Source organism: Bradyrhizobium sp. LMTR 3, assembly GCF_001693485.1.
GTDB lineage: Bacteria > Pseudomonadota > Alphaproteobacteria > Rhizobiales > Xanthobacteraceae > Bradyrhizobium.
In genome coordinates, this window is record NZ_MAXC01000049.1 from 283,851 (window position 1) to 301,170 (window position 17,320).

The window sequence follows — 17,320 nt, forward strand, 5'->3', positions numbered from 1 at the left end:
CTCACATTCTCCGTTGCCTGCCGGAGCTGTCTGGAGGGAAACGCTTTAGAAAGTTATTCGATCGATCCGCGGGACGAGCGCGCAAGTGCGAGGCCGCCAAGCACGGACGCGAGCGCCAGCATCAACATGGCCCGCCACCAGATGCTCCACCTGATTTCACTTGCCGGCATCTCAACCCAATGCCACCGGGGCAATGATGACAGGTCACGCACGGTCATGGCGCGGCTCTCCTGGATTCTGGGAGAGAAATACTGCCGCCATCTCTTGTGAAAAGCCTCTGTCTGATCCTTGAAGGCGAGGAAACGGCGTGAATCGGTGCCGGCGATAGAGGTCAGCGCTTCATTGACGAGCATCGCAGGCGATAGCAAGCTCAGCCTGTCGACAAGTTTTTGCTGTTGCAGCAATTGCTGATCAAAACGTTTCAAAAGCGGCTCGATTTGTTCGTCGACTTTTTGCTTGGCCAGAAAAAATGCACGCATACGCGAAGGCACTTCGATACGTTCGTTCTTCACCAGCAGTGCTTCCGGATCGGAGGCATAGCGATAATCCGCGCTATAGAGGTCCTCGTATTCGCGCAATGATTCGGCGGTTGCGACGCGCGTGCGGCTGGCCAATTCGGTGCGGGAAGGGGCCGGGCTAACCAATCCCACGGCAAGGTTCATTGTCACCGGCAAGATGAGCACAAAAATCGTCCAGAGTGCCATCATGATCAACGCATTGGTCGAAGATGAGCGGCCAACGGTGTTGACCAGGGCCGCGACCGCGAACCAGAACAAGCAATACGCCGCCACCAGCGCCGACCACGACAGCATCAAGACCAGTTGCTCCGCGCCGCGGGCTTCGGGACGGATCAAAAGCAGGACCACGAGCGGCACGGGAATAACGATCGCCAGCAGCGCAAGCATGCGCACGACGACTTTCCCGGTCATCAACGTTGCGATGGAAAGCGGTTGCGAACAAAGCATGCGCAAGGTGCCATGTTCGCGCTCTGCCGACAGCAGGTTATATCCGAGCGTCGTAACCAGCAGAGGCAGTACGAATACGATAACGAAAGCGAGATCGAAGTGCCCGCTGAGCAGATTCCAGGGATTTTCGATTTCCGTGTCGTACATGAACTGAACTTTGCTCAAATAGGTGATGCGGTAATAATTGGGCATCATGTCCGACTGACCGATCGCCAGTGCCGCGAGCGGTGCGTTGGGCATTGTGGCGTAACGCCCGGACAAGGTGCCGGCCATGGCAGCGGGGTTCGCGGGATTGGAGAACGGTATCAGCGCGGTTTGACCGGCGAGAACGGATTGGAGCGTCCCGCTATTTGCCGTTTGGGTCTCCTGTTCGTGTTTGAGAACTTGAGCGACCATGCGGTCGCGGAGCGTTGCTTGCGCCAGTCCCACAAATAGTCCGTAACCCACCATGAGAGTCAGAACGCAACACACCAACAGCAGCGTGCGATCGCGGACAAGGATGCGGGCCTCGTGCAGTACGATCAGCGACAAGGTGGAGAGCGGGCGAGGCTGCATTGTCTTCATTCGACTGCCTAGCGCATCAGCGGACGGGTGAGCGCATACTGCGCGAGCGCGACGGAGAGGCAGAACATCACGGCGAGCAGCGCAAGGCTCGCCCAATGGTGCGCCAAGGCAAACGACACAGACGGAAGTTCATACTTGAATTGCGGCACGCTTGCCCACAGTTCGGGGCCAGCCTTGTAAGTGAAATGCGCATTACCCAAGCGATCGGCGTGTTCGATCAAGTCCTCGCTGACAATGTTCTGAATCTTCCGCCGTTGGGCTTCGGCCGCGGTTGAGAAGTCGCGATGTTGGGAAAAGTCCGTTCCCGCCAGGCCCATGGAGTAGCCGCGGAGTGCAACGACCGGGGCAACAAGGCCGATCCACACTTGCGCGAGCTGTTGACGCTCGAATGTGTCCCAAAGCCTGCCGAAGTTTTCATCAAGTGCGCCGTAACCCGCCTCGTCATCAACTTTCAGCGCCGCGCCCCACTTGCTGAGCGGAACCGATGGATCCCACTGCGTTCGCGCACCGAAATGGGTGGACCAAGCCTTGCGGCCAGCGTCTGCCATGTCGTGCGCGAGTTGATCGTCAAAGTCGAGCCGGGACGGCGTGGGATAGAGCAAATTCGTCGCTTCGGAGGCGGTGCGCGGAGCAATCAGCATTGTTGCGACCCAGAAGCCCAGGAGCAGGACCAGGGCGGCCCGCGATGAACGCGCGAGGGCTGATACCGCCAAGGTCAGAAACACGAAAAAGCCGAGATAGAGGCCGTATCCCGCCGCGAGCCACGCGATCCGATAGACCACGTCCACGCGCTCTCCAGCGGGCAGGCGAGCAACGATGAGTACTGCAATCGCAAGGCCGACTGGAGCAATCAGAATGCCGACGCAGCTCGCAAGCGCCGCCGCTTTGCCGAAAAGAAGGCTCCGCGCGGTCGCGCCCAGGCTGATAAGCTGGCGCAACGTTCCGCGTTCGCGCTCGTCGCTCACAGAGTTGAAGCCGATGACGATAATGAGTAGTGGAAGCAAAACCTGAAGAAGCCATGCTGGCGATAACTCGCCGAACCGCTGCAAACCGGTTGCATCCTGGGCCGGCCGGAACTTGACTTCGCTCTGGCGATGCGCCTGCAGCCAGACGGTCGACCCAACAAACGGCCCAATGCCGGGATCGAAGACGGCAAGCGACGGTTCAGGCTTGAACACGTGCATGCCCTGTTCCGCCGCATCGTGCGGGTGCCGATGGCGTTGGTGAAGCCAGGCGTCATAGTCGAGGGCTTGGCCTGCCGACCGCTCGCTATTCAGCTGAACCTGCCGATTCCACCCGGCCGCCAGAGCCACCAGCATGAGCATGACGACCAGCCCTCCGGCCCAGAGCAGACGCCCGTCGCGGGTCAGCACGCGAAGATCTTTGGCGGCGATGATCGCGAACACGTCAACTCTTCATGTGCTTGAGGTAGAGCGCTTCAAGATCGGCATGGCTGACCTCCTCGCTCCTGAGTTCTTCCACGAGCCGCCCCTGCTTCATGATGCCGATGCGGGTCCCGGTCTGCTTCGCGTGGAAGAGATCGTGTGTTGTCGTCAAGACGGTCACGCCGTCGTTGCTGGCCTTGACGAGAAGCTCCGAGAACTCGTTGGCTGCGGACGGGTCAAGTCCTGAGGTGGGCTCGTCGAGCAAGAGGGCTTTGGCATTCTTGGCCAGCGCGATGGCAATTCCCACCTTCTGACGCATGCCTTTCGAGTAGGTCGCGACCCTGTCATCGGCTGCTTGACGAGGGAGACCTGCCGCCTCGAGCAGTTCAAGCAACCGCTGCCGCGGCAAATGCTCTCCGATTGCGAGTGAAGAGAAGAATGCCAGGTTTTCCAGACCTGAGAGCACGCCATAGAGCGTGACCTGTTCGGGGATATATGCAAGGAGCCGCTTCGTCTCCAGCGGCTGACGCACGACGTCGAGCTTGCCGATTTGCAGAGTGCCGGATGTCGGCTGGAGAAAATTCAGGAACAGATTGACCAGCGTCGTCTTGCCTGCGCCGTTCGCCCCCAAGAGGCAATAGATCTCGCCAGGCAGGACGCTGAGCGAGACATTATCCAGAGCGCGCTTGGCGCCAAACTGCTTCGTCACTTCAATCGCATCGAGCATGGATTCTCATACACCTCCACTGACCACGTCGGCCGCTCATCGAAGGTGCCGTACGCGGCACGCCAGCAATAGGAGTAGTGAATTCGGCTGTTCACGCTCTGCGATCGCATGACGAGGCCTCGTTGGTTGCCTTGACGTATGTAACGTTATAACATTACATAGCTCTTGTGAAGCCTTGACGTGGGGCACAAGGCGGTTCGCGGGGTGGGGGCAAGCGTGCGTTACGTGTTGTGTTCGGTTTCTCTATCAATTCTTTTGATAGCGGCAGACGTTCCGCCGTTTGGCTTGGCTGACGCGCAAGCTCAGGCGCCTTCGACATCACCCAACCAGCCGGCGAGCTCGTTGCCGCCTGTAACCGTTGACGCGCCGCAGCGGCGACCAACGGCGAGAGCGGCGACGCTGTCGAATTCGCAAAGAGGCCGTACCTCCCGGACAAACAGAAATCCGCGGCCCTCAACCATTGCTGAGGCGTCACTGCATTCGCAAGGGCAACAGCAGGTGCCGGCGACGCCGCTCAACACAAATGTGGTTACGCCCGGCGCGAGCCGGCTGGGGCTGACCCCGCGGGAGATTCCCGCAACCGTCGAGGTCGTTGGAGCGGAAACGATCCGGGAGCAAGGCTACCACACCACGATCGATACGGCGAAAGGCGCAACCGGCGTGACCGCCGGCGACGCGCCGAACGACGTGTCGTTCTCCATGCGCGGTTTCCAGGGCGACCAGGTCAACGTGACCTACAATGGCGTCAATATCGGCGCGACGGGCAATACGGCGCTGACCATGGAGACGTTCAACCTCGATAGGGTCGAATTTCTCAAGGGCCCATCGTCCCTGATGTCGGGGCAAGGTGCGGTCGGCGGCGCCATCAACTACGTCACCAAGGCGCCTCATACCGGTCCGATCACCAACGAAGCCTTTATCGGTTTCGATTCGTTCGGCAGTATCCGAGGCGGCTATGGTTCGGGAGGAAGCACCAATATCCGGGGCCTCGACTATCGGTTCGACATCAGCCGGTCCGTGCAGAACGGCTTCATCGACGACACGAATACAAAGAACCTGCACGTGTCCGGGCAGCTCGACTATCGCTTGACGAACGCGTTCAAGGTTTTCGTCGCGACTGAGTACAAGGACTACAAGGCGCGCGTGTACGAAGGCACGCCGCTTGTCCCAGTCGCGTTCAGCGGGCCGTTCGCGACCACGGGCATCGTATCCGGGACGAAAGTATCGGACTATAACGGCACCAATCTCGGCGCCGTCACGATCGACAGCCGGACGCTAACGACGAACTACAACGTGCTCGACAATCACAAGACGATCAAGGAGTCATGGATACGCGGGGGCTTCGAGTGGAACCTGACGAACAACGTCACCCTGAGAAGTCAGATCTATAACGACAATGCAAGCCGTGATTGGTACAACAACGAGGTGAGCGCGTTCAACGCCAGCAACCTGGTCGATCGTGAACGGTTCTACGTCCATCACAACCAGAACCTGCTCGGCAACAATACGGATCTCACGTGGAATTCGCACCTATTCGGCATGGAAAACCGCCTGGTCACGGCGCTCGAATTCTATCATCTGGATTTTTCGCGACCTGGCGCGGCTAACTTTCCCTCCGATCAGGTCATGCTGGTCGATCCCTTTCGCGGCTACTACGGACTGCTGACGACGCAACGACAGACCGCAACCATCGACAGTTTCGCGATCAATCTCGAAGACCGGTTGAAGATCACGGAGAACTTCGCTCTGATTGGCGGTCTTCGCTACAATCCTTTCGAGCTCGATCGAACATCGACCAATGTCAGCGGCGTGAGCAAGGTCGGATTTCCTTATTCGGTAAGCTTTCAGCCGGTGACAGGTCGTATCGGCTACACCTGGGAAGCCATTCCGGGAATGACGTTCTATAGCCAATACGCGACGGCGAGCGACCTGTCGGCCGGCAGCACTTTCCTGCTGAGCCCGACGCAGCCGCCAACCTTGACGTCGGCTCGCAGCTACGAGACAGGCGTGAAAAATCTGCTGTGGAATGGCCGCGCCGAATGGACTTTCTCGGCTTTCGACATCGAGCGCAGCAATGTGTACTCGGCGCAGGCCGGTCAAACCCTCAATCTCGCCGGAAAGGTCAAGTCACAGGGGGTGGAGTTCGCCGCGGCGGCACGGCCAATTCCGGAGCTCAAGCTGTGGGGCAACATCGCCTATGTCCACGCGCGCTATGCCGACTACGAGTTCTCCGGCGGATCGTTCTCCGGCAACGCGCCGCCGAACATACCCGCGGTCGTGGTGAACGGTGGCGCGTCCTATCGCTTCGCCAATCCGGGCTGGCTGCCTGTCGAACTGGGGGTTTCGGTCCGCCATGTCGGTAACCGGTACAGCACCGATGCCAACACAGTGACCCTTCTTGCCTACACGACAGCGGATGCCTTTGCTTTCATCGACATTCCGAAGTCGGCGATGTTTCCGACCGTCGACAGCACGCGTGTCACCTTCCGGGTACGTAACTTCACCGATGCGAAGTACGCGGCATGGAGCGATCCATTCTATCCAGATCAGATATTCCTCGGGGCACCGCGCACCTACGAGATCGCGGCATCCTTCAAATTCTGATGGTGGTTCGCCGTTGCGGGTCCTGGTCCTTATCCATCGCTGGCTGAGCATCCCGCTGTGTCTGCTGTTCGTGATGTGGTTTGCATCTGGTATCGTGATGCACTTTGTGCCATTTCCGGCGCTCACCGAAGCTGAGCGCTTCGGAGGATTATCCGTCTTCGACGTTTCCAAGGTGAGGCACAGTCCCGCCGAGGCTGTCGCGGCGAGCACGCTCAAAGGTGTCACGCGGGTGCGTCTGTGGCAGCGCAGCGACGGTCCCGTGTACCTGGTGTCGACTTCCACCGGCATGAAAGCCCTGCATGCTGACGATTTGCGCGCGGCCGATATCGGCTCCGAGCAAGTGGCACTGGCAATCGCGTCCGAGCATGCGCGCGTGCGCAGCTTGAATCCTGCTGCGGCCACTTTCGAGGAACTGGCGGAGTATGATCAATGGACGGTCCCGAACGGCCTCGACGGACACCGACCTCTCTATCGTATTGCTCTGAACGATGTTGCGGGAACCGAGCTGTACGTCTCGACACGCACCGGCGAGATCGTGAGAGATACGACGCGCAGTGAACGCGCATGGAACTACGTCGGAAGCGTCGCGCATTGGATCTATCCGACCACGCTGCGCAAAGACTGGATGGCCTGGAACGTCACGGTCTGGTAGTTGTCCCTTGCTGCCGTCATCGCGGCATTGTCAGGCCTCATGGTAGGCCTCTTTCGTCTCAGGCGCGTGCGAGACCGTATTGTATCTCCCTTCCGAAAATGGCATGCGTGGCATCACTGGCTCGGATTGGCGTGCGCTGCGTTCGTGATGACGTGGATTGTTAGCGGATGGCTATCGATGGACCATGGCCGTCTCTTTTCCACCGGCGCGCTTACCCGATCGGAGGCGGACCGGATCGCCGGGACGCCGGCATGGGGCGAACTGACCGCGACAGTGCCCGCATCGCTTTCATCGGCTACCCGTGAAATCGAGTGGTTCGCTTTCGGCGGCCGCATCCATCAACGTTATCGAACGGGCGTTGACGCGCAGCAGCTTTCCGTCGTCGTTCCAGCGCCTACTGCACCTGCTTTCCCGTTCCTGCAAGCCGATCAGATCAATGTCGTCATCTCGCACGCTGTCGGTAGCTGCTCGAGCACTTCGGCTGTCGCGCCAGATGACCACTACTTCCCTGCATCTGAAGTTGCACCGGCTCCCGTATATCGGTCCATATGCGGGGACGTTTGGTACCAAGTCGATGGTGCTAGCGGCGCCAACCTGGAAAAGCTTGATGCGCAGCGTCGTACCTATCGCTGGCTGTACCGCGCGCTGCATACCTTCGATTTCCCTGCCTTGATGACGCGCCCCAGCTTGCGGAGCGCGATCATTGTTGTTCTATGTGCGTTTGGAGCAGCGTTCAGCATCACCGGAATCGTGATCGCCTGGCGGCGACTGAGACTCGAATTTCGCTGACTGCATTCGAAGTGGCCCTGCCCATGCGCTGCAAAGGCAGCGACCACAATCAATCGTGATGGGCTCTCGAGGGCTGTTGCATGTGCCAAAATGTAACGTTATAACATTACGTATCGGGGATGATTTGATTGCGTGGCAATGAAGATAGACCAACCGATTCCGGTGACGATCCTCACGGGGTTCCTGGGCTCGGGGAAATCCACGCTGCTCAATGAGCTCTTGGCGAGCGAGGCCTTTGCGGACACCGCCGTCATCATCAACGAGTTTGGCGATATATCCATCGACCATGATCTTGTACGCGTGAACAAGCGCGAACTGATGGTGACAACGACAGGCTGCCTCTGCTGCACCGCTGGCAGCGACATCAGGTCTTCCCTGTTCGAACTTTACGACGCTTTGGAGAGCAGGGCTGTCCCGTCATTCAAGCGCGTGATCGTTGAGACCACCGGGCTTGCCGATCCCGCACCAATCATCAATCAGATTACACCGGGCAGTCTTCCGGCGGTCGGGTATCGGGACCACGTCGTGGCAAGATGCTTTCGACTGTCCGGCGTTGTTTGCGCAATCGACGTGACCATGATCGAAGAGACGATGGAACGCCACTTCGAATGCATGAAGCAGGTGGCGTTTGCGGATAGTGTGGTGCTGACCAAGACGGACCTTGGCGCAGAAGCAGCGGCTCCCGGTCTCTCCGGCCTGCTGCCGAAGATCCGGCAGATCAACGCTGCCGCGGCCATCGTGGACCGTCACGGGAACGACTTCGATCTCGCTGCGGTCTTTGCTCCGCGTCGCTACGTTCCCTCCGAACAGGGGGCCGATGTCGAGGGGTGGTTGGCCTTGGAGGTGGCGTTGGCCCAGCAAGGGCAAACTCACAACGATGCCACAGGCGCGAGCCGCCATGCGGCGGCTGGCATCCAGAGTCTGGCATTGCTCGAAAGCCGGCCGGTATCGCCGCGAAATCTCGCCACATTCATTGAACTGCTCAAGGCCGTGGGCGGTCCGCAATTGCTCCGTCTGAAGGGGCTCGTTGGGCTGGAGGACGATCCGGAGCGGCCGCTTGTCGTGCACGGCGTTCAGCATGCGATTCAACAGTACCGGCTTCCGGCCTGGCCCTCGGACGATCGTCGCACGCGAATGGTCGTCATCGCTCACGGCCTTGATGAAGCGGTCGTCAAGAATCTGTTCACGGCGATAACGGGCATTTCAGCGCGCGCAAAGGCGCAATTGGTGCTGACGGTCGCAGCTCTGAGCGTTCTCGGCTTTGCGCTTGTCGCAGGGTTATCGCTGTTGCTTCACGAGCGCGCCACCGCCCAGTTTGAACCCCCGCCTGTGATTCAGAACGCAACGAGACCTCAACGCTGAAAGGGCCAAGCATGAACAATGTGATTTCACAAACGCCGGTCACCGTCCTCACCGGGTACTTGGGCGCAGGGAAGACGACTTTGCTGAACCGTATCCTGACCGAGACCCACGGTAAGCGTTATGCGGTGATTGTGAACGAGTTTGGCGAGGTCGGAATTGACAATGATCTGATCGTCAATGCGGACGAAGAAATATTCGAAATGAACAACGGGTGCATCTGCTGCACGGTGAGAGGTGATCTCATCAGGATTCTCGAAGGACTCATGAAGCGGCGCGGCAAGTTTGATGGGATCATCGTGGAGACCACCGGGCTTGCCGATCCGGCGCCCGTGGCGCAAACCTTTCTTGTAGATGACGACGTTCGTCGCAACACGAAACTTGATGCCATCGTCACGGTCATCGACGCAAAGCACCTCCTCGGAGAGATCGACCAGGCGCACGAAGCGCAAGAGCAGATCGCATTCGCCGACGTCGTCTTGCTCAACAAGACCGATCTGGTCTCGGAGGCGGACCTTAAGCTCGTCGAGGCAAGGATTCGTTCAATTAATCCCTATGCGATGATCCATCGCACCGAACGTTGCGCGCTTGACCTCGAAAAAGTCCTGGATCGGAATGCGTTCGATCTCAACAGGGTTCTTGAATTCGAGCCTGGCTTTCTCAGTGAAGCTCACGACCATGAGCACGACAGTCATGTAAAGAGCCTGTCATTGACGACGCAGACACCTCTCATTCCCGAGAAATTCTTCCCCTGGATGCAGGAGACCGTTCGTCAGTTCGGGACCGATATTCTGCGGCTGAAGGGGATTATCCAATTCCAGGACGATCCCGATCGCTTTGTTATTCAGGGAGTGCACATGTTACTCGAAGGAGACCATCAACGTCCCTGGAAACCCGATGAGCCCAGAACAAGCCGTCTGGTCTTCATCGGGCGCGACTTGCCGGAGGACGTCTTGAAGGCAGGCTTTGAGCAGTGTCAGGGCTCAAGTCACTGATTGAAGGCCCGGGTGATGCACCGGGCCGCAAACACGGCAGCGGAGTTTGTCCGTTGCCATGCTGAGGCTGACAGCCCTCGCAAATCCATTCGGACGCCAAAAGCATGCCAAAGATTGCCTTACCTATGAGGCGGCGGGTCCAAAGAACCGGCTATCCTCAGGCAGTTCAGGAATTAAAGCTGCAAACGCAGAAGCTGTTGGGCTTATCGGACGACGTAACTGTCTCGGTTAGCGAGTTGACCTGTCGAGAGCCAGGATGTCCCGACGTGGAAACCGTCGTCGCGATCTTAAGGGACGGGGAAAAGCCAACAATTGCAAGAATCCACAAATCGATTCCCGACGTCACTCTCGATGAACTGAAAGCAGCGTTTGACCTGAGGCCGCGTACCTAAAACGCGCGGCGACATCGCTGCTCCCGCCAGCGGTCGCCAAATCTCTTTAGCGAATACTGCGTTAGGCGGCGCATGGCGGCCGCAGAGAGTAGTAGTCGTATCCGCAAATCCGAGCGGGCGCGCGCTCATGCGCTTTATCTCATCATCAAGCGGATCAGCTTCCTCAGCAAGTCGCGCCTTCCTGTGTCTCGGTGCGTCGGCGCCGCGCAGCTTTTCCAGTGCCTTCTCGACGGAAAGTTTGGTTGTTTCGGCCACGGCAAACCCCGAGCGGAAAACGCGCTCGGCGCTTAGGCAACCTCGGCGCCGACAACGAGCAGAATTGATATATCGCCTGAAAAATTCCTGGCTGCACAGAACTGATTATCAGTGCGCCAGATCCGGCGCCGGCTTCTGTTGATCTAGATCAACAGCAACGTTCAGCGAAGAATTGACTTACGAGGTGAATGGGCCGGCAGGCGCCCTGTGACGGAGGAGGGATGCAAATGAGTGATCTTGTCGTAATCGCATTTCCCACGGAAGCGAAGGCAGAAGAAGTTCGTCAGAAACTGCTGGCCATGCAGAAGGAGTATCTGATCGAGTTGGGCGATGCGGTGATTGCGGTGAAGGATACCGAGGGACGCATCAAGCTGAATCAATTGATCAATACCACTGCCGCCGGGGCCGTTTCGGGCACCTTCTGGGGCACCCTCATCGGCCTGATCTTTTTGGCCCCATTGGCCGGCGCCGCCCTCGGCGCGGCGTCCGGTACGCTGGGCGGCTATTTGACCGATGTGGGCATCGACGACAAATGGATGAAGGAAACTGCCGCCGCCATACAACCCGGAACCGCTGCGCTGTTCGTGCTGGTGCGGAAAGTCACCGCGGACAAGGTGCTCGAGGGGCTCAAGGGTGAGGGGGGCACGGTGCTGAAGACGTCACTCGATCACACCAAGGAAGCAGCGTTGCAGGCGGCGCTTGCTGGCGTCCAGGCGGCTGTTCCCTCTCAAACTTCATGAGCGAATTGCTTATCGCCAGGTGATGAACGGTAACAGACCGAAGCAGGCCAGACATGCGATCGGGCTTCTATAGCTGTTCCGCTGCATTGTTTGTCCTCAATTTGTGTGTGCCGCATGGCGTGATGGCGCAGGCTCTGACGCCGTTCCGCTATGAGGCGCAGGCGCAGCGTCACTGTCCCGGCGATGCGGTCGTCTGGCTCGATTTCGGACGCGAGCGCTACTACACCAAGGGTCAGAAGCGTTACGCGTTGGGACTTACGGGCAGCTTCGTGTGCAGAAATGAGGCTCGAAACAATGGCTACCGGCGCTCGCCGTTGGGCCTACGGTAGGCCCGCAACGGTGCGCCGGACCTGCACCGCCGTTCCCGCGTCGGCGGCTGCTAGCCCAGCTTCAGGACCAGGTGGATCGTCTGAGGATCCCGGTGCGCGGCAGGACGAAAACCGAACTTCCCGAACACCTTTAACATCGCCCCGTTCTCCGGCAGGACCTCCGCCGTCAATTCATTCAAACCGGCTGCGCTCGCGATCATGATGAGATGACGCATCAGGAGAGAACCGACGCCGCGGCCTTGCCATGTATCGATGACGACAAACGCCATCTCGGCTCGTCCGGGCTCGAACACAATGTATCGGCCGCCGCCGACGATGACCTTCCGGCCGGCGTCGTCCGCGAGGGCGACAATCGCAACGTGATTTCTGAAATCGATGTCCATGAAAAAGACACGCTCCTTGTCCGAGAAGTGGCGTTTCATGACAAAGAAGCGACGCTGTAGCGATTGGGCGCTGGTCTTTCCGACAGCAGCGAGCATGTCAGCCTCATCCTCAGGCTGGAGCGCACGGACCTCGATCCGACTGCCGTCGCTGAGAAGTTCGCACGTAGCGTAGTTGGCAGTCTCGGTCATTGGGCCTCTTGGCTCGGAGAGCGAGTGCGGTCTGCATGCGCAGGGCCGATCAAGGCAGGACCGGCTTGCTGTCCCTTGATCTGGATCAAGATTATCGCGCAGGTGCGCACACCGGCCGTACCGACGCGGCGTTGGCGAAGCGACTTCGAACGTTGACCTAAATCAACGTTTCGATCTGGCGAGGTCGCTTGACTGAACTTCGCGACAAGTGAGGTCAAAACATGCCGACGGACAATGCAATTCTGCCGGGCGGGCCGATGTCAGGTCTGGTCGCTTCGGCCGTAGAGTACATGGTCGATGCCGGGCAACGCAGCGTGCTGTTCCTCGACATCATGCGCCAGCGCGGTGACCAGTACCGCGAGCACGTGGCGCAGACTGCGCCACATGTCTTGAGCTATGCTGCGGAACTCGTCATCGACGGCCGCAAGCTCGAGCATCCCGTCAACTACGCGCTGGTGCGCATCATCCCGCCGAAGGGCGTGGAGATCGATTTGAAACGCCGGCCATTCGTCGTGGTCGATCCCCGCGCCGGGCACGGCCCGGGCATTGGGGGTTTCAAGGCCGACAGTGAGATCGGGGTCGCGATGAAGGCGGGCCATCCCTGTTACTTCATCGGGTTCCTGCCCGAGCCCATGCCGGGCCAGACCATCGAGCGTATCGCACGCGCTGAGGCGATCTTTATCGAGAAAGTGATCGAGCGGCATCCGGAGGCCGACGGCAAGCCGTGCGTGATCGGCAACTGCCAGGCGGGTTGGGCGGTCATGATCCTCGCTTCGCTGCGGCCCCAACTGTTCGGCCCCCTGATCATCGCGGGCGCGCCGCTCGCCTATTGGGCCGGCGTGCACGGCAAATATCCGATGCGCTATTCGGGCGGCCTGCTCGGCGGGAGTTGGCTGACCGCATTGTCCAGCGATCTAGGAGGCGGCAAATTTGACGGCGCCTGGCTGGTACAGAATTTCGAGAGCCAAAATCCGTCCAATACCCTGTGGACCAAGCAGTACAACGTGTACTCCAAGGTCGATACCGAGGCTGATCGCTATCTCGAATTCGAGCGCTGGTGGGGCGGACACGTCAACCTCAACGCGGAGGAGATTCAATTCATCGTCGATGAACTCTTCATCGGCAACAATCTCGCGGCCGGTCGGGTCAAGGTGTCCGATGGCACCGCGGTCGATCTGCGCAACATCCGTTCGCCGATCGTGGTGTTCTGCTCAAAGGGCGACAACATCACCCCGCCGCAACAGGCGCTGCACTGGATCCTCGAACTCTACGCCGACGTCGACGATATCAGGGCGTACGGGCAGACCATCGTCTATACGGTGCATGAGACGATCGGCCATCTCGGCATTTTCGTCTCCGGCGGAGTGGCCAAAAAGGAGCATGCCGAGTTCTCCAGCAACATCGACCTGATCGACGTGCTGCCGCCCGGCCTCTATGAGGCGACCTTTGAGGCTAGGGGCCCTGAAACTCTCAATGATGAGTTCGCGGTAGGGCAGTGGGTGATGCGCTGCGAGGCGAGGACGCTGGATAATATCCGTGCCATGGGCGGCAATTCGCCGGAGGACGAGCGCCGCTTCGAGACAGCCAAGCGCGTCTCGGAAAGGAATCTCGCGGCTTATCAGAAGTATGTTCAGCCCTGGATCAGATCGATGGTGACGCCGCGGATGGCGGAGCTGATGCGCAACTGGCATCCGCTGCGGGTGCAATACGAGGCATTCAGCAGCCAGAACCCCTGGATGAAGACCGTGGAGGTCGCGGCAGAGAAGGCACGCGGGGACCGGAAGCCGGTCGCCGAGGACAATCCCTTCCTGGCTTTCCAGGAAAAGGTATCGAAGCAGATCGTCCGCTCGCTCGACCAATGGCGCGACTCGCAGGAGGCGCTTAGCGAAGCGATGTTCCTGACCATCTATGGCTCCCCGGTCTTGCAGGCCGCGATGGGAGTCGATCCGCAGTCAACGCCTTCGTCCCGACGCGAGATGGACCCGAAGCACCGTGCGCTGCTGGAGGCACGCATCGCGGAGCTGAAGTCGAAGATTGGAGCTGGCGGATTGAGGGAGGCCGGTATCCGGGCGCTGCTCTATGTCGGGTCGGCCCGCGGCATGGTGGACGAGCGAAGCCTCGAGGCACTGCGGCGGCTGCGCCAGGCGGACGAGTCGGCGCGTATGACGCTGGCCGAGTTCAAGATGCTGGTGCGCGAGCAGTTCTTCATGCTGCTGCTCGACCGGGAAGCCGCGCTTGCCGCAATCCCAAAGCTCCTGCCCGAGAACAAGGGTGAACGACGCAAGGTGTTCGCTGCCATTCAGGAAGTGCTCTCGGCCAGTGCGGAAATATCCGGCGAAGTGGCAAAGCGGCTGAAGCAGGTGGCCGAACTGTTCGGGCTCGATGCAGCAGACACCGCGAACGTCAGGTCGTTTGGGAAGAAGGCATCATAGGTCGCTTGCGGCAGCGGCCTGCAGGACTCTAGCTCTACTTGTTTAAGCGGGATTCGCCGAACGTTGCCCGATAGATCGCCCAGTAGACGGCGCCGACGAAGCCGGCGCCACCCGCGATATTGCCCAGCGTTACCGGCACAAGATTGTGGAATATGCCGGAGACGGTAATGAGCGATGCATCGTAGTTCTCAGGAATATGACCCGTTTGGACCAACAGCCACGCCAACGGCAGGAAGTACATGTTGGCCACGCAATGCTCGAAGCCGGCCGCTATGAACGCAGAGATCGGCAGTATGACAGCAACCATCTTGTCGGTGACCGATCGGCCTGCATAGGCAAGCCAGACTGCCGCGCACACGAGCACGTTGCACAGAATGCCCTTGAAGAACAACGCGATCACATCCGGACGGATCTTTCCTGCCGCCGTGTTCAATACCGATACGCCGACGCGGCCATCATTCATGTCGAGATGATGGGAATAGAAGACCAGGACAATGAGCCCAAGCGCTCCAACGAAGTTGCCGGAGTAGACGATGGCCCAGTTGCGGAGCATCGTACGCGTGGAAACCTTGCCGCTGGCCCATGCCATCACGATCAGGTTGTTGCCCGTAAACAACTCGGCCCCTCCGATAAGGACGAGAGTCAATCCGAGGGTGAAAACCAGCCCACCGACGACGCGCACCGTAGCGAAGCTCAAAGTCGGGTCACTGGCCACGATGGAGTAGTAAAGCGCGCCGAATCCGATGCCGCCGCCGGCCACGATTGCCAGCATGAAGGAGGCCAGAAAGGGCAGATTGGCCTTCTTCACGCCAACCTTTTCCACGGCCTCCTCGATCTCCGCAGGGCTGTAGGCCTGCAGGTTGAAGATCGGCCCTTGTGGCGCGGGCGCCGGTTTGGTCATCGTGGATTTCCCTGATCGCGCGACTACGCCCTCATCCGCCCGCGCTGCCAACAGCAAGAAGTCCGACGATCTGCACGGCGATCACCTTTACCAACGTCATCGACGGAAAGATCATGGCGTAGCCGATGTCGGGCCGCTCGGTCGGCGCCATCTTGGTCGAATAGACGAGAATGGCGGGATTGCCCGTTGCACCAGACGCGACGCCGACGAGGTCATCATACGGGATGCGCATGAGGTAGTGACCGACCAGCAGCACGATCGCCACCGTGGTAAGGAGGACGGCGGCACCGATGAACAGCATCGTGAAGCCGGATTCGGCGACGGTCCGGACAAAGGGCTGACCCGCATTGACACCCACGGTGGCAAGGAACATCGCAAGGCCGAAGTTTCTGAGGACGATGTTCGCCGGCAATGGCATGGTCCAGAGCATGGGCCCGGTGCGACGCAGCTTGCCGAGGATGAGAGCCACGATCAGCGGTCCGCCGCCGATTCCCAAGGTTACGATGCCGACCCCGGGGATCGGGATTGGGATCAGGCCAAGGAGGACTCCCGTCACCATACCGAGTCCAAGGGAAACATAACTGAACTCGGCAGTGGCCTTGACCGTGTCGCCGAAATGTTTGCGGATTTCCTCCTTACGATCCGGAGGCAGCAGCACGCCGACCCTGTCGCCGAATTCCAGCATCAGGTCAGGCGACGGCACAAGGTCCGCGTCGTAGCGCCGTACATGCAAGAGGTGCGTCGGGAAGCCTGACGGCAGCGGCAGACTTGAAAGCGGGATACCCACTACGCTGGCCTTGCCGACAAAGACGCGAATGTAATCGAGGTCGGCCCGGTCGCTTGCCAATCGACCCGGCTCGAGCTTGCCGAGTGTCGCTGCCGCATTCGCAATAGCCTCCTGGCTGTCGGCGACGACCAAGACAGCGTCGCCGGCGGTCAGAATGGTATCGCCTGTCGGAACGATATTCTGTCCTGCCTTGCGAACCATCGTAACCTGGACGCTACTTAGGACTTCCTTGTTCAATTCGTCGAGCGTGCGTCCGGCAAAACTGGCACCAATGGAAATCTCGCCCATGTGAAAGCGCTGGGCTTTGGCGGGGAATTTCGGCTGCACCATGCGTGTCATGAAATAGATGCAAAGGATCGGGCCGATGACGCCAAACGGATATGCAATCGAGTAACCAATAGAGGGATCCTTCGTCTTGGTGACATCAAGCGCCGCCTGCAGGGTCGCGGTGCTGGTCATCGATCCCGCGTAGATGCCAAGCGTGTGCCCAAGCTTGATGCCGAACGCCTGCCCAAGCGCGAGTGCGACGCCTAACCCTGCGAGGCAGCCGATGAGCGCCAGAAGATTGTATTTCTGTCCGGCGCCGACCATACCCTCAAAGAATTGCCGGCCGTAGAGAATGCCGATGCCGTAGAGGAACATGATTAGGCCGGTCAGCCCGATCGGACCAATGATCTGCGCCTTGGGCGCGAACGCTCCGATGGCCAGACCCACAAAGAGCACAGCGCCCACACCGAGCGAGAAGCCGCCGATGCTGATCTGTCCTACCAGATAGCCCACGCCGATGGCGAGAAATGCCGTCAGGATCGGCTGGCTTCCTATGATATCGCGGGCTAAGTCCAACATTGTTCTCTCCGGAGCAATCCAGATCT

Annotated in this window: 15 protein-coding genes; 8 read left to right on the forward strand and 7 right to left on the reverse strand. The window is 59.5% G+C overall.

The genetic code is table 11. The features are described 5' to 3' along the window. Positions 1-53: 53 nt before the first annotated feature. From LMTR3_RS29645 to LMTR3_RS29655, 3 genes are read right to left on the reverse strand one after another with little or no spacing between them, the layout of a single operon-like run. A complete protein-coding gene (locus LMTR3_RS29645) occupies positions 54-1,529 on the reverse strand; it encodes a DUF3526 domain-containing protein (RefSeq protein WP_084029882.1) in 1,476 nt (491 codons plus the stop codon). 8 nt (positions 1,530-1,537) lie between these two features. Then, complete coding sequence (locus tag LMTR3_RS29650; protein ID WP_065748486.1) at positions 1,538-2,935, reverse strand: ABC transporter permease subunit; 1,398 nt, start codon at positions 2,933-2,935, stop codon at positions 1,538-1,540. A 1-nt stretch (position 2,936) separates the two neighbouring features. Continuing rightward, positions 2,937-3,641 carry an ABC transporter ATP-binding protein gene (locus tag LMTR3_RS29655; RefSeq protein ID WP_065748487.1) on the reverse strand — a complete coding sequence of 235 codons (705 nt, stop codon included), beginning with the start codon at positions 3,639-3,641 and terminating at the stop codon, positions 2,937-2,939. A 498-nt stretch (positions 3,642-4,139) separates the two neighbouring features. Here LMTR3_RS29655 and LMTR3_RS29660 point away from each other — a divergent pair, with 498 nt between their 5' ends. The 5 genes from LMTR3_RS29660 (at position 4,140) to LMTR3_RS29675 (ending at position 10,040) form a co-directional block, all read left to right on the forward strand. Beyond that, positions 4,140-6,245: a TonB-dependent receptor gene (locus LMTR3_RS29660; protein WP_245320039.1), complete on the forward strand. Its 2,106-nt coding sequence runs from the start codon at positions 4,140-4,142 to the stop codon at positions 6,243-6,245. 13 nt (positions 6,246-6,258) lie between these two features. After that, positions 6,259-6,897, forward strand: a complete 639-nt coding sequence (locus tag LMTR3_RS40105; protein ID WP_349643825.1) for a hypothetical protein — start codon at positions 6,259-6,261, stop codon at positions 6,895-6,897. After that, entirely contained in the window at positions 6,898-7,686 is a 789-nt protein-coding gene (locus LMTR3_RS40110) for a PepSY domain-containing protein (RefSeq protein ID WP_349643826.1), read from the forward strand. It begins immediately after the preceding gene. Positions 7,687-7,824: 138 nt separating this feature from the next. Beyond that, on the forward strand, positions 7,825-9,048 hold the full coding sequence (locus LMTR3_RS29670) for a CobW family GTP-binding protein (protein WP_065748488.1): 1,224 nt from the start codon (positions 7,825-7,827) through the stop codon (positions 9,046-9,048). Positions 9,049-9,059: 11 nt separating this feature from the next. Next, on the forward strand, positions 9,060-10,040 hold the full coding sequence (locus LMTR3_RS29675) for a CobW family GTP-binding protein (RefSeq protein WP_065748489.1): 981 nt from the start codon (positions 9,060-9,062) through the stop codon (positions 10,038-10,040). A 287-nt stretch (positions 10,041-10,327) separates the two neighbouring features. Here the strand turns inward: LMTR3_RS29675 and LMTR3_RS36900 are convergent, their stop codons facing one another. Beyond that, positions 10,328-10,687 (reverse strand): hypothetical protein, encoded by a 360-nt coding sequence (locus tag LMTR3_RS36900; RefSeq protein ID WP_084029883.1) that lies wholly within the window; start codon positions 10,685-10,687, stop codon positions 10,328-10,330. A gap of 227 nt (positions 10,688-10,914) precedes the next feature. Between LMTR3_RS36900 and LMTR3_RS29690 the strand changes: the two genes are divergently transcribed. After that, the gene (locus tag LMTR3_RS29690) at positions 10,915-11,427 is read left to right on the forward strand and encodes a DUF1269 domain-containing protein (protein WP_065748492.1); all 513 of its coding nucleotides are present in this window, start codon (positions 10,915-10,917) and stop codon (positions 11,425-11,427) included. Positions 11,428-11,480: 53 nt separating this feature from the next. After that, entirely contained in the window at positions 11,481-11,756 is a 276-nt protein-coding gene (locus LMTR3_RS29695; protein WP_065748493.1) for a hypothetical protein, read from the forward strand. A 50-nt stretch (positions 11,757-11,806) separates the two neighbouring features. Here LMTR3_RS29695 and LMTR3_RS29700 read toward each other — a convergent pair whose 3' ends face one another. Then, positions 11,807-12,328: a GNAT family N-acetyltransferase gene (locus tag LMTR3_RS29700; protein WP_065748494.1), complete on the reverse strand. Its 522-nt coding sequence runs from the start codon at positions 12,326-12,328 to the stop codon at positions 11,807-11,809. Between the two features lie 221 nt (positions 12,329-12,549). On the opposite strand from LMTR3_RS29700, the gene LMTR3_RS29705 reads away from it, so the two are divergent. Next, complete coding sequence (locus LMTR3_RS29705; RefSeq protein WP_065748495.1) at positions 12,550-14,760, forward strand: DUF3141 domain-containing protein; 2,211 nt, start codon at positions 12,550-12,552, stop codon at positions 14,758-14,760. Between the two features lie 34 nt (positions 14,761-14,794). Here LMTR3_RS29705 and LMTR3_RS29710 read toward each other — a convergent pair whose 3' ends face one another. After that, positions 14,795-15,661 (reverse strand): formate/nitrite transporter family protein, encoded by an 867-nt coding sequence (locus LMTR3_RS29710; RefSeq protein ID WP_065748496.1) that lies wholly within the window; start codon positions 15,659-15,661, stop codon positions 14,795-14,797. 31 nt (positions 15,662-15,692) lie between these two features. Then, on the reverse strand, positions 15,693-17,294 hold the full coding sequence (locus tag LMTR3_RS29715; protein WP_065748497.1) for an aspartate:alanine exchanger family transporter: 1,602 nt from the start codon (positions 17,292-17,294) through the stop codon (positions 15,693-15,695). Positions 17,295-17,320: the final 26 nt, after the last annotated feature.